This is a genomic window from Shewanella sp. MF05956 (genome assembly GCF_059758055.1).
Window position 1 is genome coordinate 146,146 of sequence record NZ_JCAYNV010000012.1, and the last position, 25,567, is coordinate 171,712.

Consider the following 25,567-nt stretch of genomic DNA (forward strand, 5'->3'; position numbering starts at 1 on the left):
AATAAGCTAAAGCGAAATATTTCATTCTTGACGGTAAAAATTATTGCACGTAAAGATGACAACAAAATGACAGTGTAATTTTTACTTTAGTGTCTCAATCTTTGTTGAGTGAGCGCGCATAAAGACATTGGGCTAATTGTTTCTGCCAGGTTTTTGGTTTTAAGATTGACTGCGAATGTGAGGTGTCTAACACACTGAAAGTAGGGCGCTTAACGCGAGAGTTATATTGTTCAGATGTCACAGGTGTTAATGTAATGGTTGCGGGGATTAACCCTAATGCTTCGGCTTGTGACTGTATCTCTTTAGCAAACTCATACCAAGTACACATGCCTGCATCACTCCAATGGTAAATTGGGATCCATTGCTTTTGTAAACACAGTTTCCATAAAAAGTGAGCAAGATCATCAACCATCGTCGGGCTACCTGTTTGGTCATTTACCACATTAATATTGGGAATAAGACCTTGGGTTAACATTGCGCTATGGTGTGCTTGCGATAAAAGTTTCAATATCGTGGTAACAAAATTTTTGCCGCTATGATGATAGAGCCAAGAAGTGCGAACAATGCAAAACTGACTCGATTGCTGTTGTAAAATAATGTTTTCGGCAAGTAATTTTGATTGACCATATACATTAATGGCAGATGGCGTTTGGTTAACGGTATAAGGAAGTGATGAGAGTCCATCAAATACATAATCTGTAGATAATTGGATGAACCTAATACCATATTGACGAGCCGCTTTAGCCATAAACCTAACGGCATCAACATTAGTTTGCATGACTTGCGTGGCGTTTGATTCAGCACGTTCTACATCAGTATAGGCTGCGCAATTGATAATAATGTCTGGCCGATAACGGGCTAACGCCTCATCAATGAGTTGAGGTTGAGTGATATTAACTTGCTGATGAGTTAATTGAATCAGCTCAAAATATCCCGGTTGGGTGCGTTTTAACGCTTTAGCCAACTGACCTGTTTGGCCAAATGTAAGTATTCTCATTAGCTATTAGCCAAATACCATTGCACGGTGTTACGTAAACCATCTTCAAAAGATTGTTTCGGTGTCCAGTTGAGTTCAGTTGTTATTTTACTCGCATCGATAGCATAACGTTGATCATGTCCTAATCTATCCTCTACATGACGGATTAATAGCTCGAATCCGTTATTGGTAGCGAGATGATGCTCAGGCATTAAGGTACTCAAATGTTTGCAAATTGACTGAACAACTTGAAGGTTAGTGTGTTCATTATTGCCACCAATAGTGTAGGTCTCACCGATACGCCCTTGGGTTAATACTGCTAATAGCGCGTCGACATGGTCTTCAACATGCAACCAATCACGGATTTGTTGACCATGACCGTAAATCGGTATGTGTTCACCTAATATTGCACGATTAATGGTTAACGGGATCAGTTTTTCTGGGTATTGATACGGCCCATAATTATTTGAACAATAACTGATTAACGTAGGGAGTCCATATGTTCTATGCCAAGCTTTTACGAGGTGATCGCTCGACGCTTTACTCGCAGAATAAGGCGAGCTTGGTGCATAAGCACTTTGTTCATTAAAGTAACCGGTTTGAGGTAAGTCGCCAAAGACTTCGTCTGTGGAAATATGATGAAATCGAAAACGTTTTGCTTTATGTGATGGTAAATCATTAAAAAAGGTTCGACTCGCTTCGAGCAAGTTGAACGTGCCAACAATATTCGTTTGGATAAAGGATGCTGGGCCTGCTATTGACCTATCAACATGACTTTCAGCCGCTAAATGCATTACGACATCGGGTTGATATCGTTCAAACACGGATTGAACTAACTTATCATCGCAGATGTCACCTTTAATAAAATGATATCGTTGGCTACCTTTGATTAAAGATAAGCTCAGAGGATTGGCTGCATAGGTGAGTTTATCGAGATTGATAACACTGTGCGGTGTTTGGGCCATGATATGGCGTACCAACGCCGAACCAATAAAACCACTTCCTCCTGAAATGAGTATTTTTAGTGCGTGTCCGTTTTGTTCTGTCATTACGTTAAGCACCAAATGCAATAATGTGAGGGTTTATTTCAGGGTTATCTTTATTGGACACAATGGGAGCAATATGAGTCTTTATTGGCCATTGAATATTCAGTGTTGGGTCATTCCATGCCATGGTGTGCTCGTCATCTGGTCGGTAATATTCTGAACATTTATAGATAATGTCAGCGACCTCTGATAATACGTAAAAGCCATGTGCAAACCCCGCAGGGATCCACATTTGATAACCGTTTTCATCTGAGAGTTGTTGACCTATCCATTTGCCATAGGTGGACGATCCTAGTCTTAAATCTACCGCAACATCGAATATGCAGCCGCTCGATACTCGGATTAACTTACCTTGAGGGAAACGTTGTTGAAAATGAAGCCCTCTTAATACATTGTTCATTGAGCGAGACTGATTTTCTTGTACTAATTGAGGAATTTTCAGATTTCTTTGAGTGAAGGCATCATCAAACACATTTTGACGTAATGTCTCCATAAAAAATCCACGTTCATCGACGAACTTTTGTGGGCTAAACAAGAAGACTTCATCAAGCTCGGTATTAATGCATTTCATTGGGAAAATTCTTATTGAGTAATGACAGTAAATACTGGCCATAGCCACTTTTAATGAGTTGGTTCGCAAGTAAAGTTAACTGTTGTTGATCGATTAACCCCATTGAAAAAGCCACTTCCTCTGGGCAAGATATTTTTAATCCCTGTCGCTTTTCAATTGCAGCGATATATTGAGTTGCTTCAGCCATCGCATCAGGTGTACCTGTATCTAACCATGCTGTACCACGGCCTAAAATACTCACATTAAGGTCGTTATTGTCTAAATATTGCTGAATAACATCGACAATCTCAAGTTCTCCTCTTTGTGAAGGCAATACCTTTTTAGCGTATTGACATGCTTTATGATCAAAAAAGTATAATCCAGGCATGGCGAAATTTGATTTTGGTATTGCGGGCTTTTCTGTAATGGATATGACTTTGCTTTGTTGATCAAACTCAATAACCCCATAGGCTTGCGGATTAGCAACATGATAACCAAATATGGCTGCGCCAGTCATGTTATTCGCTGCTTGTAATGTTGCTTGCAGCTGATGACCATAAAAAAGGTTATCCCCTAAAATCAGCGCGCTAGGACTACCATCAAGAAAAGGTTCAGCAAGAATGAGTGCTTGAGCTAAGCCTTCTGGTTTAGCTTGAATGGTATAATCAATACTGATGCCCCATTGATGACCATTTTTTAAGAGTGATTTAAAAAGAGGTAAATCTGTTTCAGTACAAATAACCAAAATTTCAGTGATACCTGCTTGCATTAGAGTGCAAAGAGGATAATAAATCATCGGCTTGTCGTATATGGGTAATAACTGTTTACAGACAACTTGTGTGATGGGATAAAGTCGTGTGCCTGAACCACCCGCTAATAAAATACCTTTTCTCATTTAACTGTCTTCAAGTGTCTAATCTGATAATTTTAACACAGCTAAAGTCAATAAAGCATGGCACATTCTTGCAAAAAACTTGTGTTCGGGGTAATTAACTGCCGATGGGGTTATCTAAGCCTTTTATTTTATCAACCCGATAGCGCTCTGAATCGGGTCCAGTAATTCTTTTATGTTCTACGTCCAGTAGATAGAGATGGTCTGGCAATACCTGATAAATATGGCCACGGTCTAATATGATAATGTTACCCGTTTTATCCCACTCAAATGTACCGCGACCTTGGAATGGATAGGGGTCACTGCCTAATCTTACAGTATGGATAATGTAATAATTGGGGGGAAGCAGTTCGATGGTGGTATCCATGCCGTCACAGCTAGGACAAGGAAAAACGCCATGATAAACCCCTTGCCATTGGATTGTATTCATACTGCTGTTTGCTAAATCGTCAACGGTGGGAGTTTGTTGACCACATCCAAACAATACTAAGCTAAGTATTAACCATGCATTTTTCATCTAAAGTCCTTTTAGACATTGTATTGACGCGTTGCTATTACTGTCGGGATGAATTTTTAATTTTAGTTAACAACGCACCAGTGTTCTATTGTGTATCGTTCTGAGATAGGTTGTTTTAATATCCCTTAATCCTGAACTAGGCGAATGAACTACACTTTTTATACCATAGTTTTTAATTTTACAGCCTTATACTTTAGTTGTGATTTCAAAAAACTGTTTTATCTCATCAATTTGATCCATAGCATCTTGATACCCTAAATCGATTAACGTGGTTGTGTAGCTTTTTTCGAATAATAAATAAGACACAATACTCGAGTCTGATTGCCGATTAATCCCAAAAAACTTTAACAGCGTCCTAATGGCGAATGGCATGTCATCATAAAAACGCGCCGCTATTCGACTGAGATCTTGACTTGGCTTTATCACTAATGTGTCAATATGCCGAAGATTCAATACCTCTTTGTCTTGTGGCGATATCATCGCTAATGTGTTGTTAACTCGCTGTAAGCGTTCTAAATCACTGTTGAGTGTATCGGAGAAAATGGTATCTAATAAATGGCCGGCGATAGTGGCTGTTTTGGGGTGGTATTCAAACTCGATAGGAAAATGTTTGTGCGGGCTGTCTAGATTAATCACAAATATTTTATTGGCGCCTAGATGGATTGGGCTTGAAAGAGGGGATAATTGGTGTACCGAGCCATCACCATAATAAGCCTGATTAAGTTTAATTGATGGGAATACCATAGGGATAGCTGAACTTGCCAATAAATGTTCCGTATTCAATAAACTGCGTAATCCTATCCGCCTTGCTCTTTGCCAATCTTCAATGTTGTCGTTACCTTGATAAAAACTGTACGAGCGCGAGTTGTTGTAGCAAGAGGCATCGACACTAATCGCTGTTAGCGCTTTATTACTTATATTTCGGTCTATGCGTTTAAAGTCGATAAGATTATTGAGGAGTTCACGCAGTGGTTGGTTATCTAATAAACTGCCGGCGTCAGTGTTAACTTTGTCGTCTTGTAACCCTTTAATGGCCATTCGCCCTAAATGCCGGAGCACTTGTGCAACACTGGTGCGATAGACTTGTTTTGTTTCAAAGTGACGCCAAACCCAGTCGAGCTTTTTGACCGCAAGATGAAAGCAAGATGCATGCGTGGCTAAAGAGATGGCGTTAATGGCGCCAGCAGAGGTACCGCAAATAATATCAAATGGCACATGATGATTACGCGGATAAAATTGCACTAACGCTTTAAGCACACCAATTTGATATGCCGCTCTAGCGCCACCGCCACCTAAAACTATCGCTGTAGAGACTGCCAATCGATATCCTTAATAGAGTAATAAGAGAAGATATTAGTATGAATTCTTTTGTTATTACATACCAGCAAGCAAAGTACAATACGGTATTCCATCGAAAGTTTATATCAAGCCTAATAAAAAAACGCACTAAAAAGTGCGTTTTTTTGAGTTTGATAATGAGGCTAGCGGCGATTAACCTTTAGCAGCATTTGTCAAAAATTCAACAATTTGGTCGAATGGAATATCTTGTTTCTTACCGGTGCGACGGTTTTTGTATTCAAATACACCCGCATCAATATTGCGATCACCAATCACGACAACATGAGGTAAGCCTATTAATTCCATATCAGCAAACATCACGCCAGGACGTTCCTTACGGTCATCCATTAATACTTCAACACCCGCGTCTGCTAGGTCTTGGTAAAGTTTTTCTGCAATGTCAGCTACGCGATGAGATTTATGCATGTTCATCGGTAAGATACCCACGGTGAACGGGGCAAGCGCTTCTGGCCAAATGATGCCGCGGTCATCGTAATTTTGCTCAATGGCAGCAGCGACTATACGGCTTACGCCGACGCCGTAACAACCCATCAATAACACCTGTGCCTTACCATTTTCGTCTAACACTGTGGCATTCATGGCTTTAGAGTAGTTAGTACCAAGTTGGAAAATATGGCCCACTTCAATACCTCGAGCCATCGCATAAGTGCCAAGACCATCTGGTGTTGGTTCACCTTCAACAACATTGCGGATATCGGCAACCGTTGCGAGCGGTAAGTCACGCTCCCAGTTAATACCAAAATAATGCTTATCTTCTGCATTAGCGCCAGCAGCAAAGTCGCTCATGATGGTGACACTATGGTCAATAATAATTGGCATCGTTAACCCAACAGGTCCAATAGAACCTGGGCCTGCGCCAACGGCATCACGAATTTCAGCTTCTGATGCGAACTCAAATGGCGAAGCAACTAATTCAAGTTTGTCCGCTTTGATTTCGTTCAGTTCGTGATCGCCACGAATAACTAATGCGACTAAAGGGGCTTCTTCTGTTGCGCCTTTAACGATTAAGGTTTTGACGGTTTGCGTAATGGCTAAATCAAACTGTTCGACCAATTCTGCAATGGTTTTAGCGTTAGGGGTATCCACTAACGTCATTGCTAGAGTCGGTTCTGCACGTGTTTGAGTTGGTAATGGCGCTTCAGCTTTTTCAATGTTAGCGGCATAGTCGCTACCCGTTGAATAAGCGATTAAGTCTTCACCACTGCTCGCAAGAACATGGAATTCATGGGACAAGCTACCACCAATTGAACCAGTGTCAGCAAGTACTGGTCGGAATGACAACCCCATACGAGTGAGAATATTACAATATGCGGTGTGCATCGCATGGTAAGTGCTGTCCATGGTTTCTTGATCTAAATGGAAAGAGTAAGCATCTTTCATCAAGAATTCGCGAGCACGCATAACACCAAAACGTGGGCGTACTTCATCACGGAATTTGGTTTGTACTTGGTAAAGCGTTATTGGTAATTGTTTGTAAGAGCTTAATTCTTTACGGACTAAATCGGTGATCACTTCTTCGTGGGTTGGTCCCAACACAAAGTCACGATTGTTACGGTCTTGGAAACGGAGTAATTCAGGACCAAACTTGTCCCAGCGTCCTGTTTCTACCCATAAATCGGCAGGTTGCACTAATGGCATTAATATTTCGATAGCGCCTGTTTTGTTCATTTCTTCACGAACAATGGCTTCAACTTTACGTAATACACGTAAACCTGACGGTAACCAGCTGTATAGACCTGACGCATTACGGCGGATCATACCGGCGCGTAGCATTAACTGATGGCTAATCACCTCAGCATTTGCTGGGGTTTCTTTTTGTGTTGAAAGCAGGTACTTACTAACTCGCATTACCAATGTCCAAAATAATTGCTATGAATGAGGGCATTTTAGCATCTGCATTAATGATGTCACCTGCTAATTCGACTCAAAATAAGGCTTTATGGTGCTTTATGAGTATTAGGTGATTATTTATCTCGCCTATCACCAATCACTCGAGCAGGATTACCGGCCACAATGGCATAGTCCGCTACATTTTTTGTGACAATACTGCCCATACCAATTACGGCATGATGACCAATGGTTACACCATCGACAATGCCTGCTTGGGCACCAATCCAAACATCTTCGCCGATAATCACACCTTTAGAGTTTGCGGGTTGTTGATATATTGGAGTATCAGGAGACATGCCATGATTGAATGCATAAACAGTGACATTATTGGCAATACGCGTTTGATGACCTATTTTAATGCCATTTCGCCCGCCATCTAAGCTACAACCATGATTAATCGCTACCTCATTACCTAGGACTATTGGCCCGTGCATGAACACATCTGCTGCAATCATGCATCGATTACCAATGGCGATATCACGACCAGGCTCAGCAAAAAGTTGTGCCTGTGGTGCGATAAAACAATGCTCGCCGATATGAACGGTTTCGAGTTGACTCAGTTGCTGTTGAATTTCATCTTGCCAGGGCTTGGCCCACAACAAGTGTTTAGGTTTTAATGAAAAATACAGCCAAGGCATCCAAGATAAACGCTTTTTGTGCTGAGTTTGATAGTCAATCTCTGCCATGACGTTAATCCTTAAGCAGTTCAACTTGAGTCGGTTTCAGCTCTAACACTTCAATTCCATGAGGTGTGATATGCCAAAAAATATCTAAATCATATAAAGCCACTTGGTATAACTTAGGGTCGTCTTTGGCTTTTTTGTAGGCAGGGCGAGGATCTTGAGACAACACACCTTCAATGAGCTCATGTAAGCCCTGGTATTGCTCTTGCGCTGCATAGTGCGCAATTTGTGTCGTTGCAATATCGGTATAGCTGACCGGTATCAGTAACGGTGCGTCCTGGGCTATCCCGCCTTTGGCATCTAAAATGGCATCAGAAAAAGGGATGTAGGGCTTAATGTCAATAATGGGGGTGCCGTCTAATAAGTCCATGCCAGAGATAGCCAAACATACTTTGCCCTTGCGAGTGACGATGCCGTGAAGCTTAACAACGGATTGACCGATGCCATTAGGTCTAAATGTAGAGCGTGTAGCAAATACGCCTAGTTTTTCATTACCGCCAAGGCGAGGAGGGCGTACTGTGGTTTTCCAGCCTTGAGCTAAATTCTCATGAAAGCAAAACAATAACCACAAATGAGAATATTGCTCTATTCCTCGAACCGCATCAACATGATTAAACGCGGGTTCAAACTCAATGTACCCTGTCGCATTAACTAAACCGGGTTGACGTGGTATTCCAAACTTTTGTTTATATGGCGTCCGGCAAATAGCAACAGCATTGATTTGGTTGCTAAAAGAAGCATTGGTTTGAGATTTATCTTTATGAGTGCGTTCGGCATCTTGGGTCATGCAATACCTGAAATAAGCTGATGTAGGAGTAAAGTCCATAAATAACATGATGAGTAATATTGTGATAAATCATGTCATTTATGGTCTAGCGGCTAGGTGATATTACCCTGTCGTGGGTTATTTAACGTCAGCTGTTTTGATTGCCTGGCCAACACAAAGCGCGCGACTGTAGCAGCTATTATCAGGTTCGTTGATCACAAAGCAGCTTTTAACCACAAAACCATTGGCTCCTAAGTCAGCCGCCGCTCGTCTTGCGTTACTGCGTGCATCAGAAATCTGTGGTGGAGTATCTTTGGCGGTTTCTTGGCAAGCTTCGCCTTCAACTAAACCTAATACTTCAAAATGACCTTTAGGTTGAACTTCACCGTCATATAAAACTACATCACCCACTTTAAAATATTCGTTAATAGCCTTACCGTCTAAATTACTTTTGAATACATAATCACTTGCACAGGCAGTCAATAAAAGTGCGAAGCCCGAAAAAACCAATGCGTGTTTAACAGAAAAATTCATAGCCGTAGCCTTTAATGAAAGAGTAGGAATCAACTACTAAGTTTACCTTGTCTTCTGGTGATGATAAAGCTGTCAAATAAAAAGGGCTTACCTAAGTAAGCCCTTTTTATGGTTAATCAATAAATAGCTTATTGAAAAACTTATTCCATACCAGGAATTAAGAATTCTTTGATATCTTTACCGCTTTCAATTTGTGTTTTGAACACGGTTGGCATACGGCCTTGACCAGTCCATTTAACTAATTCACCGTCAACAGTGATTTGATATTTTGCTGGACGTGGAGCGCGTTTGGCTTTTGCCGCTTTAGGTGCAGAAGTCACATCACCTAAATCTTCAATTGATAAACCGCTGTTTTCAATTTGCGCTAAAATTTCAGCAATGCGTGCATTACGTTCTGCATTGGCTTCAAGTTCTAATTTCTCTTCATCTTCGCGGTCAGCAATAATTTTTTCTAACTTAACTGCAGTGTCACGTAAATCATCAAGAGACAATTCTTTTACTGCTGCTTTAAAACGACGACCGTGGGTTAAAATATCTAGAAAGTCACTCATGTTGTTTAGTTTCCTAATGATTTATTATTAAAAATAAAATGTTTAAAAGACAAGTTGTTCAACTTACAAGGTAAATTTCAGTATCGCATATGGTTTATTTAGGCCGTTTTTATTAATATTGATGAGATTAAATCCCACAACGTTACCGATACACTGTTTAATAATACTGAATATTAGCGTAATAATAGAAACTATTCGTTATAGGATCAAATTAAATTACCTTTAATGTCTAATATTTTTTATTTAATCTTAATTGTTAACCCTCTATTGTTTAAATGTTGTTTAGTTTGGTTGCCAGCTTGAAGGTAAATAAATCTAAACAAGCGTTTGACTTTTGTTGACGTTAACGTTAACAGGACGTAAAGTAATCCCATCTTGCATTGGCAAACGCCAGTGTGTTGTCCACATACATTGAAGGTGTAGTAAGGAAAACCTATGAAAATATTGGTGCCTGTTAAACGCGTAGTCGATGCCAATGTGAAAGTCAGGGTAAAAGCTGACAACACAAATGTTGATACGACCAACCTTAAAATGGCGTTAAACCCATTTTGCGAAATTGCAGTAGAAGAAGCCGTTCGTTTAAAAGAAGCTGGCATTGCCACTGAAGTGATTGTGGTAAGTGTAGGAGCCAAAGTGGTTCAAGAGCAGTTAAGAACGGCAATGGCACTGGGCGCAGACAGAGCGATTCATATTGAAACTGATGAAGAGCTGGTGCCATTATCAATTGCTAAGCTGTTAAAAGCGGTACAAGAAAAAGAACAAGCTCAATTGATCATATTTGGTAAGCAGTCTATCGATGGCGACAACAACCAAACCGGTCAAATGCTAGCTGCATTAACGGACATGCCTCAAGCAACATTTGCGTCTGAAGTTAAGCTTGATGGCGACATGGTTACAGTAACCCGTGAAATTGATGGCGGCTTACAAACCTTAAAAATGCCTTTGCCCGCTATTGTCACCGTTGACCTTCGTTTAAATGAACCTCGTTATGCTTCATTGCCTAACATCATGAAAGCTAAACGTAAGCCATTAGAAACCTTATCGGTTGCTGATTTGGGTGTTAGCCTCAAAGCTCATCAAACTGTCATTAAAGTGACCCCGCCGGTGGACCGTAAAGCCGGAATTATGGTGTCTTCAGTTGAAGAGTTAGTCGAAAAGTTAAAAAACGAAGCGAAGGTGATCTAACATGGCTATTTTAGTATTAGCGGAACACGATAACGTCAGTTTAAAATCAGATACGGCAAAAGTAGTGAGTGCTGCAGCGGCCATTGGTGGTGATATTCATGTGCTTGTTGCTGGCGCAGATTGTGGCGCAGCGGTTACTGCAGCACAAAGCCTTGCTGGTGTGAGTAAAGTATTGGTTGCAGACAGCGTTGAATATAGCGCGCAACTGGCAGAAAATGTATCGAAACTCGTGGTTGAACTTGCTGCCGATTACGAACACGTTTTAGCTGCGGCAACCAGTATAGGTAAAGATACTTTACCTCGCGTTGCGGCGCTGTTAGATGTGGCACAAATTTCTGAAGTGATAGAAGTGGTCAGTAGTGACACGTTTGTCCGTCCAATTTATGCCGGTAATGCATTGGCGACAGTACAAAGTTTAGATGCTAAGAAAGTCATGACAGTGCGTTCAAGTGCGTTTGATGCCGTTGCTTCTACTGGCAGTGCTGATACCGTCAACGTAAGCCAAGTGATTGCCGCTCGGACTGAATTTGTATCGCAAGCCCTAACAGAATCTGCTCGTCCAGAGCTAGGTAATGCTGGCATTATCGTTTCTGGCGGTCGTGGTATGGGCAGTGGCGAAAACTTTGGTATTCTTGAACAACTTGCCGATAAGTTAGGCGCTGCTGTTGGTGCATCACGTGCCGCAGTCGATGCTGGTTTTGTTCCTAACGATTTACAGGTAGGTCAAACGGGTAAAATTGTGGCACCTGACTTGTACATTGCTGTTGGTATTTCTGGCGCGATTCAACATCTTGCCGGTATGAAAGATTCAAAAGTAATTGTGGCCATTAACAAAGATCCTGAAGCACCGATATTCCAGGTGGCTGACTATGGTCTAGTGGCTGACTTATTTGAGGCTGTGCCTGCATTAAACAATTTAGTTTAATCAGGGCAGTTTAACCAGGGCAGTTTGCTCCAGTTAGAGTCACTTATCGCTTGATAGTGTGCTTTCGATAATAAAAGGTTTCTACTTAATCGGTAGAAACCTTTTTTATTGACCGTTTTATGCTGCCATGGCGTTAATAAAGAATGCCCCATCAGCTTTTGTTCTGCGGTCTCGCTATTTGAAAGGGGACAACCGTGACGCAATAGCGACGCCTTAATCTAAAACCGCTTGACGTATTCTGAGTGGTCACTTATTTAATGCGGATTGGTATTGGTTGCTGTTTTTGTATCCAGTACACTAGTGTGCATTTGATTTAAAAACGTTAAACTAATGCTGTTAGATTGTAGGGAAAGTTAACGTTGTTGTTGCTTATGCTGCAGTTTAGCGCTTATTGCTGGCGCACAATGTGCCATTTATGATTGTATGTCGGCGCTATTTGTAATGTGTGTTTTTACAAGCAGCAAAAGTAGAGGTGCATTGCATAAGAGTCATGTTGAATTGGGTGATGCCAATAATTCAGCATAAAAGGATGCAATGCCGAAATAAATGAGTTGATCGCCCTCATTTGTTGGTGCCGTTCTCGAAAGGGACTGCACTGTCATAGTGTTTTTATCGACATGATAAAAAAATGATATTCATATTAAATGGGTATGACTGTGGAGTGCTACTAGTAACGTTAACGCATATACTTTCTGTGTATGTTTAGCCTTATTTCTAGTTTTTCCCTATTCGTATTCAACGAAGAAATAATTAAATTATGATAATAAGTTATGCCGATTCGGCACTGTCAGTTTTGCCTCCACTTGTGGCAATTACCTTGGCTATTTTTACCCGTAAAGTGCTGCTTTCATTAGGGGTAGGTATTCTCTTAGGCGCGCTATTGCTAACCGATTTTTCCATGATTGGCAGTGGTGAATATCTTGCCAATACCGTCAGTCAGTTAGTGTGGAAAGACGCAGCCCTAAATAGTTGGAATGTGTATATCCTTGGTTTCTTAATTGTATTGGGGATGATCACAGCATTAATCACGGTAAGTGGTTCAGCGAGGGCGTTTGCTGATTGGGCTAAACGGCACATTCGTAATAAGCGTGACGCCAAGTTAATGACCATGTTTTTGGGCTGCGTGGTGTTTATTGACGATTACTTTAACAGCTTGGTGGTCGGTTCTATTTCACGTCCTATTACTGACCGTTATCATATTTCGCGCGCTAAACTGGCCTATATTCTTGATTCTACTGCCGCGCCTGTTTGTGTGATTTCACCGGTCTCAAGCTGGGGCGCATACATTATTGCACTCATTGGCGGTATTTTAACGGCGCACGGTTTTGCAGATGCGGGTCATTTAAGTGTTTTTGTGCAAATGATCCCAATGAACTTTTATGCGGTATTCTCGTTGCTATTATTGCTATGCGTTGCCGCTTTTAGTCTAGATGTTGGCCCGATGCGCCAGCATGAGCTTAATGCGCTTCGTGGTAACTTATTTGACGAAACTAAAGGCCAGCCTCCTGGCGCGGCAACGGATTTACCTGAAGCCGATACCGGTAAAGTGATTGGCCTATTTTTACCGATTGCTATCTTAGTGTTTGCGACCGTGTATTTTATGGTATCAAGTGGCGCAGACTCACTCGCCGCAAGCGAGTTACCCTTTAGCGTATTAGGTGCATTTGAAAATACCGATGTCAGTTCATCACTATTCTTTGGCTCACTTGTTGGCTTTATTGCTACCGTAGGACTTGCCATTCAGCAGAAAGTCGAATGGTCGATGTTAGTCAAAGGCATGACTGTGGGCGCACGCTCAATGTTGCCGGCTATTTATATCTTACTGTTTGCATGGACGATTGCGAGTGTGATTGGTCAGCTTGAAACCGGTAAATACATGGCAAGTTTAGCCACTGACAATATTCCATTTGCCTTACTTCCAGCAGTGTTATTCTTGTTAGCGGGTATTACTGCATTTTCGACGGGTACAAGTTGGGGTACGTTTGGCATTATGTTGCCTATTGCCGCAGACATGGCAATGGGAAGTGACAGTACCATGATGTTGCCAATGTTGGCTGCGGTGTTGTCTGGCGCGGTATTTGGCGATCATTGCTCACCGATATCGGACACCACTATATTGTCATCGACAGGCGCCAGTTGCCATCATATTGACCATGTGGTGACTCAATTACCTTACGCACTCATCACTGCGTTTATTAGCTTAGTCGGTTATACCGTTTTAGGTTTTACGGGCTCATTGGTGGCAGGTTTAATTAGTTGTAGTGTGTTGTTTGTTATTAGCATCGTGATATTGCATTTTTGGGCAAAAAAATAATCGTTAGTCTTAAGATTAATCGATAAATACAGCCTGTGTTGCTGTCGTTAAAAATGCCGTACTCATAACGAATACGGCATTTTTGTTTGTCGTTGTCATGTTAAAACAGTTACTATATGCAACATAAACAGACCAACTATTAGGACGCATAATTTTGGCGCAACTGTACTTTTATTATTCGGCAATGAATGCCGGTAAATCGACTTCATTACTACAGTCTTCTTATAATTACCGCGAGCGCGGAATGCATACTTTAGTGATGACGGCATCGATAGACAATCGTTATGGTGTTGGTAAAGTATCATCACGTATTGGTATCGAAACAGATGCGCAGGTATTTGGTAGTACTGATAATTTAATAGAGTTAATTTCGACGTCTCATAATGAACAAAAAATTCATTGCGTATTGATTGATGAAAGCCAGTTTTTGAGTAAAGAACAGGTGAGGCAGATTACCCATGTGGTCGATAACATGGATATTCCTGTATTGTGCTACGGTCTTCGTAATGACTTCCAAGGAGAATTATTTCCTGGTAGCCAATATTTATTAGCCTGGGCCGACAAATTAGTTGAGCTTAAAACGATTTGTCATTGTGGCCGTAAAGCTAACATGGTGGTGCGTCTTGATCATGACGGTAAACCAATGCGTGAAGGCGAGCAGGTTGCCATTGGCGGTAACGAGAGTTACGAGTCGGTTTGTCGCAAGCATTTTCGTGAGTTTTTGTGGGATTAAATTAAACCTAACTTGACCGAATAAAAAAGCCGCTTCAAGTTAATTGATGCGGCTTTTTTGTGTGTCACTATTGATTAAAATCGGCTTCGGCGAATCTTAAAAATCGGCTTCTGCGAAATCAACAATATCAGCACTGCTTGATTCAATTTGTTTGCGTAAACTGCGGGTTTGGCTACCCCAATAGCTCATAAAGAATTGTGCCGTTTTAAGTTTAGCTTGGTAAAAGCCAGCCTCTTCCGTACCCGCTTCTAATGCGGTTAATGATGTTGCTGCAATACGAGTCCACATCCACGCTAGCGCGGAAATACCAAACAACTGCATATAAGCCATTGATGCTGCGCCAATTAAATCAGGGTTCTTGCTGGCTGACTGCACAATAAAGCCGGTGGCTTTTTCAAGATCGCCTGCCGCATCCATTAACCCTGCAAGATAAGGTTTCATTGCATCATTAGTGGCATGTTGCTGCACGAGCTCTTTGACCATGCCAGACCATAGCGTTAATGCCGCGCCTTTGTCTGCCAATAATTTACGACCGACTAAATCAAGCGCCTGTACACCGTTAGTGCCTTCATAAATCATCGCGATACGGATATCACGGACAAACTGCTCCATGCCCCATTCATTAATATAGCCATGGCCGCCATAAACTTGCTGGGCATCAACACAAGCTTTAAAGCCTTGATCGGTGACAAACCCTTTAACAATGGGAGTGAATAGCGCGGCAAGGACGGAGGCTTGTTTTGCTTGTGCAGGATCGGTATGACGTTCAGCTTGGTCCAGCCATAATGCTTGTTGGCCCATTAATGCGCGGGTACCTTCATTGAACGACTTTTGTGATAACAGCATACGGCGAACATCACCGTGTACGAGTAATGAATCAGCAGCTTGCTCAGGCTGCTTAATACCGCTTAATGCACGGCCTTGAATACGCTCTTTGGCATAAACAAGAGCATTTTGGTACGCAATATCTGATACGCCTAAACCTTGAATCCCCACGCCCAAACGTGCTTGGTTCATCATGGTAAACATGGCTTTTAGACCTTGATGTGGCGCGCCAACGAGCTCACCGATTGCGCCGTCAAAATGCATTACACACGTTGAATTACCGTGAATGCCCATTTTATGTTCTAAACCGGTAGCACTTAATGTGTTTGCTGCGCCTAGGCTGCCATCGGCATTGACTAAAAATTTAGGCACTGCAAACAACGAAATGCCTTTAACGCCCTCTGGCGCATCGGGTAGGCGAGCTAATACTAAATGAATAATATTGTCGGCAAGATCGTGGTCGCCCGATGAAATAAAGATTTTCTCACCGCTAATGGCAAATAACTCATCACCCGCAGGCACCGCTTTAGTGCGTAATAATGCTAAATCTGTACCGGCATGAGATTCGGTTAAGTTCATGGTGCCAGTCCATTCGCCGCTGACCAATTTGGCTAAGTACTTTTGTTTCAGCGCATCGCTACCGTGCACATGAATCGCCGAATAAGCGCCATGGGTTAACCCTGGATACATAGCAAACGCCATATTCGTCGCGGTTTTCATTTCAGTAGCAAAGGTGCCAATCACTTCAGGTAAGCCTTGGCCGCCAAATTCAGGATCGCAAGTTAATGTCGCCCAACCATCTTCTACATATTGTTTGTAAGCTTGCTTAAACCCTTTTGGTGTAATGACCTTGCCGTCAACCAGTTTACAGCCTTCTAAGTCACCGCTGGCATTGAGTGGCAGCATAATGTCGGTGGTAAAGTCGGCAACACCTTGCAAAATCGCATCAGTGAGATCCGCATCTATTTCATCAAAACCGCGTAAATCAGTTTGTTGATAAATATTCAGCAATTCAGACAATATGAATTGATAATCACGCAGAGGAGCTTGGTAAATAGGCATAAGATCATTCCTTGGTTATGGTTAACGCAATGTTGCCAGTAACTAGCTTGTTAATTGTTACTGGTCCAATCAGATGGTGTCAGTGTATATAACATACCCAATTTCGAGTAAAAACTCAGTATTATTTTTACGTAAGCGTAAACTTATTTGTTGGGTGTTGACGTCACGATTTGTTGACTGTGAATATTAATACCCATATTCATCTGTAAAAGATCATATGTTAGCGAATACAAAATGGCTTAAGTCGGGTCTATTGATGTAATCAATAAATAACTTGAATGCGACATAAGGTCAGTGTGAAAGTTAACGCATAAAACAGGGCGAGATATGAAGGTATTTGGGACAATATTGGGGATGTTAATCTTGTTAATGTTGCAGTTGCATGTTGCTCATGCGGCGGCGCAGCTTAATGAGTCGGTTGCCGCTAACTTTACGTTATCGACCGCCGATGGCGAGCACGTCAGTTTGAGTGACTATGCTGGCAAGCCTGTCGTCATTCACTTTTGGGCCACTTGGTGCCCTTATTGTAAAAAATTACAGCCCGGTTTAGAAAAACTTCGACTTAAATATCAACATACCGATTTACAGATGATAGGCATCAGTTTTAACGAAGATGCTGATGCAAATCCTGCCCAAAGTTTGCTTGACCGTGGTGTCGGGATGATAACGTTAGTCAAGGGCGATAAAGTGGCCGAGCTATACGAGGTCAAAGGTACGCCCACGACAGTGTTTATCGATCGTAGTGGCCATATTGTATGGATTACGCATACCGCCGATCCAAACGATGTGAATTTAGACAAAGCACTGCAATATATACTGCAATAACGGCGCGGTTTATTTGGCTTTTCGACGTAACGTCAATTTTAACATTAGCGGTCCAATAAGGGTCGTTAAGGCAATCACCATTACTAAAATCGCGAATTCTTTAGCGTGAATGACCCCTAGCTGTCGGCCCATTTCAGCAAACACTAACCCGACTTCACCACGGGGAACCATCGCCGAGCCGACAATACACCGTTCTCGCCAATCGGAACTCGCTGTTAGACCTGCAACAAACTTGGCTGCGACTGCAATTAAGGTTAATCCAAGTAACAACAGTATTCCCATTAAGCTCAAATCAAGCTGACTAAGATCAAGGCTAATCCCTACGTAGACAAAAAAGACCGGGCTAAATAATTGCACCAATGGTTTGGCAGACTCTTCGAGTTTATGAGTAAAAGCAAATGGGTTTTTAAGATACCGATTAAAGGGGGAGGTGAATTGTCTTGATAAGCCCATACCTACGGCAAAGCCGCCCAAAATGGCAGGTGTGCCAAACCAGTGGGCTAACCAAGCGAAGAGACAAATTAATGCCATAACGACCATGACTTCATACCCCGGAATACTGGCTTTAAGATGCAACCAGCGGGTTAAATAAATGATGGTTCTCACTAACGGTGGGCTAAGAATGATAAACGCTGCAATCATGGCAAATAACACTAGAGTTGAGCCAATAGCAAACTCGCCTGATGAGGCAAAGTTAAACAATACGCTTAATAAAATCACCCCAACGATATCATCGATAACAGCCGCGCCAAGAATAATATGCCCTGCCTGACTTTGAGTTTGATTATTTAAGCTTAATACCCGCATTGAAATACCAATGCTGGTGGCTGTGAGGGCGCAACCAAAAAATAATGCGGTAAAAGGAGGAATAGAAAGCCAATACATGCTGGCAGTACCACAAGCCAATAACGGCATCGCAATGCCGAGTAGCGCAACACGCATTGCTTTGTGGCCAGAATTAGCCAGATGTTTGATTGAGGTTTCGCAGCCGATATCAAATAACAGCAATATCACACCTAACTCGGCAATGATGGCTAAAGTGCTGTGTGGGGTAACCCAATTGAGTAGTGACGGGCCAATAATGATCCCAGCGGTGACTTCTCCCACCACGCTAGGAAACCCAAATCGTGCACTCAACTCACCAAATAAGCGGCCGCCAACTAGAATGAGAAAAAGTGCCATTACAAAGCTGTCTATTGCCATCTCATTTTCCTTAAGTTGGGCAATATGTATTTGATAGTTTTGGTCTAACAAAGTTGATGTTGATCAATTTTTACACCGATACTTATGCACAAACTTACGCTATTAGCTAAGCTAAAGATAGTTACTAGCTCACGTTTATTGAGAATGTTTTTTGTCTATGTTGCCGCTATTTTTACTTGGCTTTTGATTCAGTGATTGAACAATTGAGCCGGTTAGATTTTGATTAGGTGATGAGCAGAATTCTATTGAGATAGCACCGCAGCGATATCAGTATCTGCCAATGTGTTTAGGATGCAAATGAATCATTAACACGTCCCATAAAGGAGATTTAAATGAACAAAATGTTTGTGATTGCTCAAATGGAAAGCGCGCACACAGATGCTGTTGCGCATGGGGTGGCGTTAGCGAAACAATTAAATAAACAAGCCGAAGTGTTTGCTTATACTTATGCTTATTTAAGTGGTGCCGACCGTGACAGCCCAAGGTTAGCCGGAGTGGCCCAAAAAGCCTTGATGACTCAACGAGAAAAACAATTACAAGCCCATTTAGATACGCTCGATGCTGAAGATGTGCCATTACATGTGATTTGGAGTAAATACCTTTTTGAACATGCTTGCAGCCATGCTCAGCGTCATGGTTTTGATTTAATGGTTAAAGCAGTTCACCATGCCGAACATTATTTACCTACAGACTGGCAGCTTATTCGCCATACGACAGTGCCTTTATTATTGCTCACCAACAATCCACTCAATAATGGACAAACGACCTTAATCTCAATCGACTTAGGCACCAGTAACCCTGCCAAACAACGCCTTAATGATGCTGTCATTGCGCATGGAAAGCAGTTTGCTAAAGCGACGGGGACAACGCTACATGTTGCTTACGTACTCAGAATTCCGCAAATTGTGCGCGATATGGATTTGCTTGATATTAATGCATTGGTGAAAAAATCGTATGCCGAGCATAAACAAAAAATTGCCGAGATAGGCGTTGATGCTGATTGCATGCACATCATTACCGGTGAGCCAGAATTATGTTTATTTGAATTAGCCTGCCGCTTAAAAAGCCAATATTTTGTAGTAGGTGCAAGGCAGCGCCAAGGGTTGTTAGGACGAATTATTGGCAATACTGCTGAAGAGATTTTAAGTCGTATACGCAGTAATGTATTGGTTATCCCAACCGAAGAATAATGCTTAATACCATTGCGCATTAATAAATGACCACTCAGAATGCGTCCAGCGGTTTTTGATTAAGGCGTCGCTATGTAGTAATTGTTCCCTTTCAAATAGCTAGAACGCAGAGCAAAAGCGGCTGGGGCATTCCTTTCAGGCGAGTTTTAAAAGGGCTTACACTGCGTTGCATGACTTCGAAAGAGAACAACTATTCATTCAGTCATACGCCTTGTTTAAGCCCTTTTAAATTCTCGCTGAGAGAGCATTTACTAACGCGCAATGGTATAAAAACCGATAACAAAAAGCCCGGTAAAAACCGGGCTTATTGCACATGACGTTTAAATCTTAAAACGTCATTTCAGGCACGTGTTCAGGCACCACGAGCTTACCCGCAGTTTTTGTGACAATTTCTTCAACCGACACGCCTGGTGCGCGCTCTAAAAGATGGAATGCACCGTCTTTAATTTCCATAAAGGCTAAATCGGTAATGACGCGTTTAATGCAACCATAACCGGTTAATGGCAATTCACATGTAGACAATAATTTTGAATTACCGTGCTTGTCGGCATGCATCATGGTAACAATAATATTATCAGCACCAGCGACTAAATCCATTGCGCCGCCCATGCCTTTAATCAGCTTGCCTGGGATCATCCATGAGGCGATAGAGCCATTAACATCCACTTCAAATGCGCCTAATACCGTTAAGTCAACGTGACCGCCACGGATCATTGCAAAGCTTTCTGCTGATGAAAAGAATGACGCGCCTGCAACTGCGGTGACTGTTTGTTTGCCGGCGTTGATAAGGTCGGCATCAATGTTTTCTTCCGTTGGAAACTCACCCATGCCGAGTAAACCATTTTCAGATTGCAGCATTACTTGCATGCCTTGCGGAATATAGTTAGCCACAAGGGTAGGGATCCCAATACCTAAATTAACGTAAAAACCGTCTTGTAATTCTTTTGCTACGCGCTGGGCGAGTTGTTCTCTGGTCAGTGCCATGGTGTTGTCTCCCTTATTTCGCAGCTTTAACGGTACGTTGCTCAATACGTTTTTCAAAGCTGGCTTTGATGACGCGGTCAACATAAATACCGGGTGTATGGATGTGGTCTGGATCGAGCTCGCCTGGTTCAACAATCTCTTCCGCTTCGACTACGGTAATTTTACCCGCAGTGGCCATCATTGGATTAAAGTTAGCGGCGGTTTTTCGAAACACTAAATTACCCATGGTGTCGGCTTTCCATGCGCGAACTAAGGCAAAATCTGCCGTCAATGATTCTTCTAATACGTAATGACGCCCTTTAATTTCACGGGTTTCTTTACCGTCAGCTATCGGCGTGCCGTAACCAGTTGCGGTGAAAAATGCCGGAATACCGGCGCCGCCAGCACGGATTTTCTCGGCCAATGTGCCCTGTGGCGTGAGAATGACATTAAGCTCACCAGACAACATTTGTTGTTCAAAGGTGGCATTTTCGCCAACATAAGAGGCAATCATGGTCGAAATTTGATGTTGTTTAAGCAATAAGCCTAAACCAAAATCATCAACACCCGCATTGTTTGAAATGGCGGTTAAGCCTTTTACACCCAATTTAACCATGTGGTTAATTAAGCCCTCAGGAATACCACACAAACCAAAGCCGCCGACCATAATGGTCATGTCGTCATTCAGTCCTGCTAGTGCTTCTTCATAGCTGTGGACGACTTTATTGAATCCTGCCATCTTGTTGTCCTTATTGTTATGTTCACAACGGTGAGTATTTTTCTGCTAACCAGTGTGAGTATATGTGATTATGTTCTGATTGCATTTGCCACTTTAGACCCATTAGCACGCCCTAATGCGCGGCTAATGTTGTCGCCTGCCAGCGCAAGCTTAGCGAGATCAATGCCGGTGTCGATCCCCATGCCATGAAGCATGTAGACTAAATCTTCTGTGGCGAGATTGCCCGATGCGCCTTTTGCGTATGGACAACCACCAAGGCCTGCAACTGAGGCGTCAAACACGCTAACACCCATATCGAGGCAGGCAAGTATGTTGGCTAACGCTTGACCGTAGGTGTCATGAAAATGCAGAGCTAATTTGTCAATTGGCACCAATTTGGCGACAGCCTCAACCATTTGCCGCGCTTTAATGGGTGTACCCACACCAATGGTGTCGCCTAGTGAGATTTCGTAGCAGCCCATTTGGTAAAGGATCTCAGAGACTCTCGCGACTTCACTAACAGCAATGTCGCCCTCATATGGGCAACCCAGCACACAAGATACATAACCACGAACTCGGATGTTGTGCTTTTGTGCCGCTTCGATAAGTGGTGCAAAGCGCGCAATTGACTCATCGATAGAGCAATTGATATTTTTCTGACTAAAGCTTTCTGATGCAGCGCCAAAAATAGCTACTTCATCAGCGCCTGCAGCAAGTGCTAATTCAAACCCTTTTAGATTAGGTGTTAATGCACTGTAAACCACACCTGGTTTACGCTTTATTTGACGCAATACATCATTTGAGTCTGCCATTTGTGGCACCCATTTAGGTGACACAAAACTGCCTGCTTCAATACGTTTAACACCAGCATCGGCAAGTTGTGTTATTAGCGTGAGTTTGTCTGCAGTGGTCACCGGCACTTCGTTTTGTAAACCGTCACGCGCGCCGACCTCGAAAATGCTCACTTTAGTCGGTAACATTTACGCTTCCTCGACGTTAGCTTCAGAGGCTAATGGTTCAACGTTTAACAGTTGTGCGCCATCGCTAACAAGCTCACCGCTTTGGAAATAAAACTCACTGACCACGCCATCAAATGGCGCCTCGATGGTGTATTCCATTTTCATCGCTTCCATCACTAATAAGCCTTGGCCTGCTTTAACTTGCTCGCCAACTTCTACTAAGTGCGTCACAACCGTGCCATTCATTGGTGCTTTAAGCTTATCTGCATGGTTTACCACTTCCTCGACCACTTGAGCCAAAATGGCTTTAAAGTGATAACTGCCAGAAGGTAAAAATAACGTAAAGTCATCGCCTTGATGGCTCACAGGGATTTTGCTTTTATGACCGTTTATTTCTGCAAGCAGTAAATCGGCTTTTAGCTCTCCCCCTAAGCTCAACACTTGGTCGTGTAAACACAAATGATATTGCTCACCAACGGCGGTCAGTAGCAAATCATGTTGTTGAACATCGCTAGCAGCGTCTGTTAATAACGACACATGATGTACGCTTGAACTGTTGAGTCTAAAGCCGCTGACTTGGCCCCAAGGTGAATACGGGTCGGCGCTATTTATGGCCAACGCTTTTGCCGCTTGTTTGCGTGACAGCACTTGAAAAAGTCCTGCTAGTGCTAACGCGGTATCTGCTTCAATAGCCGCGTCACCAATTAAGGTGTCGCCATAACGCTCAATAAAGTCAGTACAGAAGTCTGCCGCAGCAAAGGCTGGATGCTCTGCAATGTTGGCTAAAAATTCGATATTATGTTTAAGGCCACTGATTTGGTATGACTCAAGCGCATGGACTAAACGTTGCAGCGCGCGCGGGCGTGACTCGTCCCACACAATCAACTTGGCGATCATCGGGTCGTAAAAGTTACTGATGACATCGTTTTCACGAATGCCGGAATCAATCCGTACATGGCGGTTTTGTTCTGGTTCACGTAAAAAGTTGAGCTTGCCGCTGGCAGGTAAAAATTCATTTTGCGGATCTTCTGCGTAAATACGCACTTCAAATGAGTGACCATGAATACGCACTTCATCCTGACGCAGCGGCAATTCACCACCACTGGCAACAACCAACTGCCATTTTACTAAGTCTTGGCCTGTCACCATTTCGGTAACCGGATGCTCAACTTGTAAACGAGTATTCATTTCCATGAAGTAAAAGCTGTTGTCGGTATCAAGCAAAAACTCAACCGTGCCCGCGCCAACATAATCAATGGCTTTAGCTGCTGCTACTGCTGCATTACCCATTTGTGCACGAAGCTCATCAGATAAACCTGGAGCAGGCGCTTCTTCAACGACTTTTTGATGACGACGTTGAATAGAACAATCACGGTCTGATAAGTAAATTGCATTGCCTTGAGTGTCGGCAAACACTTGCACTTCAACATGACGAGGTTGACGTAAGTAGCGCTCCATTAACAGTTTGTCATTGCCAAATGACGAGCTGGCTTCACGGCGTGCAGATTTTATGGCTTCAAGAATTTCACCGTCGTTTTCAACGACGCGCATTCCTTTACCACCGCCGCCGTAGGCCGCTTTAATCAGTAACGGGAAGCCAACAGCTTTTGCTTCGGCGATTAAGGTGGCATCGGTTTGATCATCGCCATGATAACCCGGCACTAAGGGCACATTGGCTTTTGACATGATGTCTTTGGCGGCACTTTTGCTGCCCATGGCATCAATCGCATCGCTACCCGGACCAACAAAGGCAATACCGTTTTGTTCGCATTTACGGGCAAATTCAGCATTTTCTGATAAAAAACCGTAACCAGGATGAATCGCTTCTGCACCTGACTTTTTGGCTATCTCAATGATTAAATCAGCTTTTAAATATGACTCGGCTGGGACGCTGCCACCTAGGTAATACGATTCATCAGCCATGGCCACATGGCGCGCATCTTTGTCGGCATCGGAATAAAGGGCAATGGTGCGAACACCCATGGTTTGCGCGGTTTTAATAATACGGCAAGCAATTTCACCACGGTTAGCAATCAGTAATTTGGTAAACATTATTAGGCTCCTTGTGGATCAGATTTAGCGGCTTGCCATGTAGGCGTACGTTTTTCAAAGAAAGCATTAAGGCCTTCTTGACCTTCATCTGATACACGAATACGAGCAATCTGCTCGCTGGTAAAATTGAGCGTAGCGTCGTCTATCACGCCGTTTTCTAAATGCGATACGAGATTTTTTGCCCATGCCATACCCTGAGGGCTATTGGCATTAAATGCGGCGATAAAAGGGGACGCCGCAGCATCTAAGTCATCGTTAACTTCGTGAATAACTTGATGTGTTAAAGCAACATCAGCACTAAAGCGTTCAGCGGTCAGCATAAAGCGGCGTGATTGGCGATTACCCATAGCACGAACCACATACGGGCTAATTACCGCAGGGATAAGACCCAATTTCACTTCGCTTAAGCAAAAACTGGCGCGAGTGTTAGCAATGGCAATATCGCAGCAACAAATTAAGCCCAATGCACCACCAAAGGCTGCACCTTGTACCAAGGCAATGGTCGGTTTTGGGAATTTGTCGAGTATATGCATTAACTTGGCAAGCTCGTGGGCATCCGTCAGGTTTTGCTCAAAGTCCATCTGTGCTTGTTTGCGCATCCAATTAAGGTCGGCGCCAGCACTGAAATTTTTGCCATTTGCACGCAATATCAACATATTGCATTGACTGTCTTTGGCAAAGTGTTCGATAGCCTGGATCATCTCGCTAATCATCACTTCATCAAAGGCATTATGCACTTCAACTCGGTTTAAAATGAGCTCTGCCACCCCTTGTTCTAGGCGGCATTCAATGAACTTATATTGGTTTGATAACATTATTTATTACTCCTTATTAGCAGAATTAACCGCA

Annotated in this window: 24 protein-coding genes and 1 riboswitch; of the genes, 6 read left to right on the forward strand and 18 right to left on the reverse strand. The window is 42.7% G+C overall.

Annotated features, from left to right (window positions below; all coding sequences use genetic code 11):
- Positions 1-94: 94 nt before the first annotated feature.
- From rfbD to AC19MX_RS14550, 11 genes are all read right to left on the reverse strand, one after another.
- On the reverse strand, positions 95-997 hold the full coding sequence (gene rfbD / locus AC19MX_RS14500; RefSeq protein WP_498298988.1) for a dTDP-4-dehydrorhamnose reductase: 903 nt from the start codon (positions 995-997) through the stop codon (positions 95-97).
- Positions 997-2,025, reverse strand: coding sequence for a dTDP-glucose 4,6-dehydratase (gene rfbB / locus AC19MX_RS14505; RefSeq protein WP_498298990.1), 1,029 nt, complete (start codon positions 2,023-2,025; stop codon positions 997-999). Before rfbB ends, rfbD begins: the two co-directional genes overlap by 1 nt.
- A gap of 4 nt (positions 2,026-2,029) precedes the next feature.
- Positions 2,030-2,593 carry a dTDP-4-dehydrorhamnose 3,5-epimerase gene (gene rfbC, locus AC19MX_RS14510; RefSeq protein WP_498298992.1) on the reverse strand — a complete coding sequence of 188 codons (564 nt, stop codon included), beginning with the start codon at positions 2,591-2,593 and terminating at the stop codon, positions 2,030-2,032.
- Entirely contained in the window at positions 2,580-3,467 is an 888-nt protein-coding gene (gene rfbA, locus AC19MX_RS14515) for a glucose-1-phosphate thymidylyltransferase RfbA (protein WP_432401665.1), read from the reverse strand. Before rfbA ends, rfbC begins: the two co-directional genes overlap by 14 nt.
- 94 nt (positions 3,468-3,561) lie before the next feature.
- Positions 3,562-3,981, reverse strand: coding sequence for a copper resistance protein NlpE (locus AC19MX_RS14520; RefSeq protein WP_498298994.1), 420 nt, complete (start codon positions 3,979-3,981; stop codon positions 3,562-3,564).
- Between the two features lie 186 nt (positions 3,982-4,167).
- Positions 4,168-5,301 carry a patatin-like phospholipase family protein gene (locus AC19MX_RS14525; RefSeq protein ID WP_432401669.1) on the reverse strand — a complete coding sequence of 378 codons (1,134 nt, stop codon included), beginning with the start codon at positions 5,299-5,301 and terminating at the stop codon, positions 4,168-4,170.
- 171 nt (positions 5,302-5,472) lie between these two features.
- Positions 5,473-7,188, reverse strand: coding sequence for a proline--tRNA ligase (locus AC19MX_RS14530; protein ID WP_498298996.1), 1,716 nt, complete (start codon positions 7,186-7,188; stop codon positions 5,473-5,475).
- 116 nt (positions 7,189-7,304) lie between these two features.
- Entirely contained in the window at positions 7,305-7,916 is a 612-nt protein-coding gene (locus AC19MX_RS14535) for an acyltransferase (protein WP_498298998.1), read from the reverse strand.
- Positions 7,917-7,920: 4 nt separating this feature from the next.
- On the reverse strand, positions 7,921-8,700 hold the full coding sequence (gene tsaA / locus AC19MX_RS14540; RefSeq protein ID WP_432401675.1) for a tRNA (N6-threonylcarbamoyladenosine(37)-N6)-methyltransferase TrmO: 780 nt from the start codon (positions 8,698-8,700) through the stop codon (positions 7,921-7,923).
- 117 nt (positions 8,701-8,817) lie between these two features.
- Entirely contained in the window at positions 8,818-9,213 is a 396-nt protein-coding gene (gene rcsF, locus AC19MX_RS14545; RefSeq protein ID WP_498299000.1) for an Rcs stress response system protein RcsF, read from the reverse strand.
- A 140-nt stretch (positions 9,214-9,353) separates the two neighbouring features.
- Entirely contained in the window at positions 9,354-9,764 is a 411-nt protein-coding gene (locus AC19MX_RS14550; RefSeq protein ID WP_498299002.1) for an H-NS histone family protein, read from the reverse strand.
- A gap of 435 nt (positions 9,765-10,199) precedes the next feature.
- Here AC19MX_RS14550 and AC19MX_RS14555 point away from each other — a divergent pair, with 435 nt between their 5' ends.
- The 4 genes from AC19MX_RS14555 (at position 10,200) to AC19MX_RS14570 (ending at position 14,921) form a co-directional block, all read left to right on the forward strand.
- Entirely contained in the window at positions 10,200-10,949 is a 750-nt protein-coding gene (locus AC19MX_RS14555) for an electron transfer flavoprotein subunit beta/FixA family protein (RefSeq protein WP_432401681.1), read from the forward strand.
- Between the two features lies 1 nt (position 10,950).
- Positions 10,951-11,874: an electron transfer flavoprotein subunit alpha/FixB family protein gene (locus AC19MX_RS14560; RefSeq protein WP_498299004.1), complete on the forward strand. Its 924-nt coding sequence runs from the start codon at positions 10,951-10,953 to the stop codon at positions 11,872-11,874.
- Positions 11,875-12,333: 459 nt separating this feature from the next.
- Positions 12,334-12,549: riboswitch (Lysine riboswitch) on the forward strand.
- Positions 12,550-12,631: 82 nt separating this feature from the next.
- The gene (locus tag AC19MX_RS14565) at positions 12,632-14,188 is read left to right on the forward strand and encodes a Na+/H+ antiporter NhaC family protein (protein WP_432401685.1); all 1,557 of its coding nucleotides are present in this window, start codon (positions 12,632-12,634) and stop codon (positions 14,186-14,188) included.
- A gap of 154 nt (positions 14,189-14,342) precedes the next feature.
- The gene (locus tag AC19MX_RS14570) at positions 14,343-14,921 is read left to right on the forward strand and encodes a thymidine kinase (protein WP_059744363.1); all 579 of its coding nucleotides are present in this window, start codon (positions 14,343-14,345) and stop codon (positions 14,919-14,921) included.
- A 96-nt stretch (positions 14,922-15,017) separates the two neighbouring features.
- Here the strand turns inward: AC19MX_RS14570 and AC19MX_RS14575 are convergent, their stop codons facing one another.
- The gene (locus tag AC19MX_RS14575; RefSeq protein WP_498299006.1) at positions 15,018-16,808 is read right to left on the reverse strand and encodes an acyl-CoA dehydrogenase C-terminal domain-containing protein; all 1,791 of its coding nucleotides are present in this window, start codon (positions 16,806-16,808) and stop codon (positions 15,018-15,020) included.
- A 354-nt stretch (positions 16,809-17,162) separates the two neighbouring features.
- Between AC19MX_RS14575 and AC19MX_RS14580 the strand changes: the two genes are divergently transcribed.
- Positions 17,163-17,633, forward strand: coding sequence for a TlpA family protein disulfide reductase (locus AC19MX_RS14580; protein ID WP_498299008.1), 471 nt, complete (start codon positions 17,163-17,165; stop codon positions 17,631-17,633).
- Positions 17,634-17,642: 9 nt separating this feature from the next.
- On the opposite strand, the gene AC19MX_RS14585 is transcribed toward AC19MX_RS14580, so the two are convergent.
- A complete protein-coding gene (locus tag AC19MX_RS14585; protein WP_498299010.1) occupies positions 17,643-18,836 on the reverse strand; it encodes a cation:proton antiporter in 1,194 nt (397 codons plus the stop codon).
- A gap of 332 nt (positions 18,837-19,168) precedes the next feature.
- Between AC19MX_RS14585 and AC19MX_RS14590 the strand changes: the two genes are divergently transcribed.
- Complete coding sequence (locus AC19MX_RS14590; protein ID WP_498299012.1) at positions 19,169-20,026, forward strand: universal stress protein; 858 nt, start codon at positions 19,169-19,171, stop codon at positions 20,024-20,026.
- 327 nt (positions 20,027-20,353) lie between these two features.
- On the opposite strand, the gene AC19MX_RS14595 is transcribed toward AC19MX_RS14590, so the two are convergent.
- The 5 genes from AC19MX_RS14595 to AC19MX_RS14615 all read right to left on the reverse strand — a co-directional run bounded on the left by AC19MX_RS14595 (position 20,354) and on the right by AC19MX_RS14615 (position 25,533).
- On the reverse strand, positions 20,354-21,010 hold the full coding sequence (locus AC19MX_RS14595) for a 3-oxoacid CoA-transferase subunit B (RefSeq protein ID WP_160056823.1): 657 nt from the start codon (positions 21,008-21,010) through the stop codon (positions 20,354-20,356).
- 13 nt (positions 21,011-21,023) lie between these two features.
- Positions 21,024-21,728, reverse strand: coding sequence for a CoA transferase subunit A (locus AC19MX_RS14600; protein ID WP_160056821.1), 705 nt, complete (start codon positions 21,726-21,728; stop codon positions 21,024-21,026).
- Positions 21,729-21,796: 68 nt separating this feature from the next.
- Entirely contained in the window at positions 21,797-22,687 is an 891-nt protein-coding gene (locus AC19MX_RS14605; protein WP_498299014.1) for a hydroxymethylglutaryl-CoA lyase, read from the reverse strand.
- On the reverse strand, positions 22,688-24,718 hold the full coding sequence (locus tag AC19MX_RS14610; protein WP_498299016.1) for an acetyl/propionyl/methylcrotonyl-CoA carboxylase subunit alpha: 2,031 nt from the start codon (positions 24,716-24,718) through the stop codon (positions 22,688-22,690).
- A 2-nt stretch (positions 24,719-24,720) separates the two neighbouring features.
- Positions 24,721-25,533, reverse strand: coding sequence for an enoyl-CoA hydratase-related protein (locus AC19MX_RS14615; protein ID WP_498299018.1), 813 nt, complete (start codon positions 25,531-25,533; stop codon positions 24,721-24,723).
- Between the last annotated feature and the right edge of the window lie 34 nt (positions 25,534-25,567).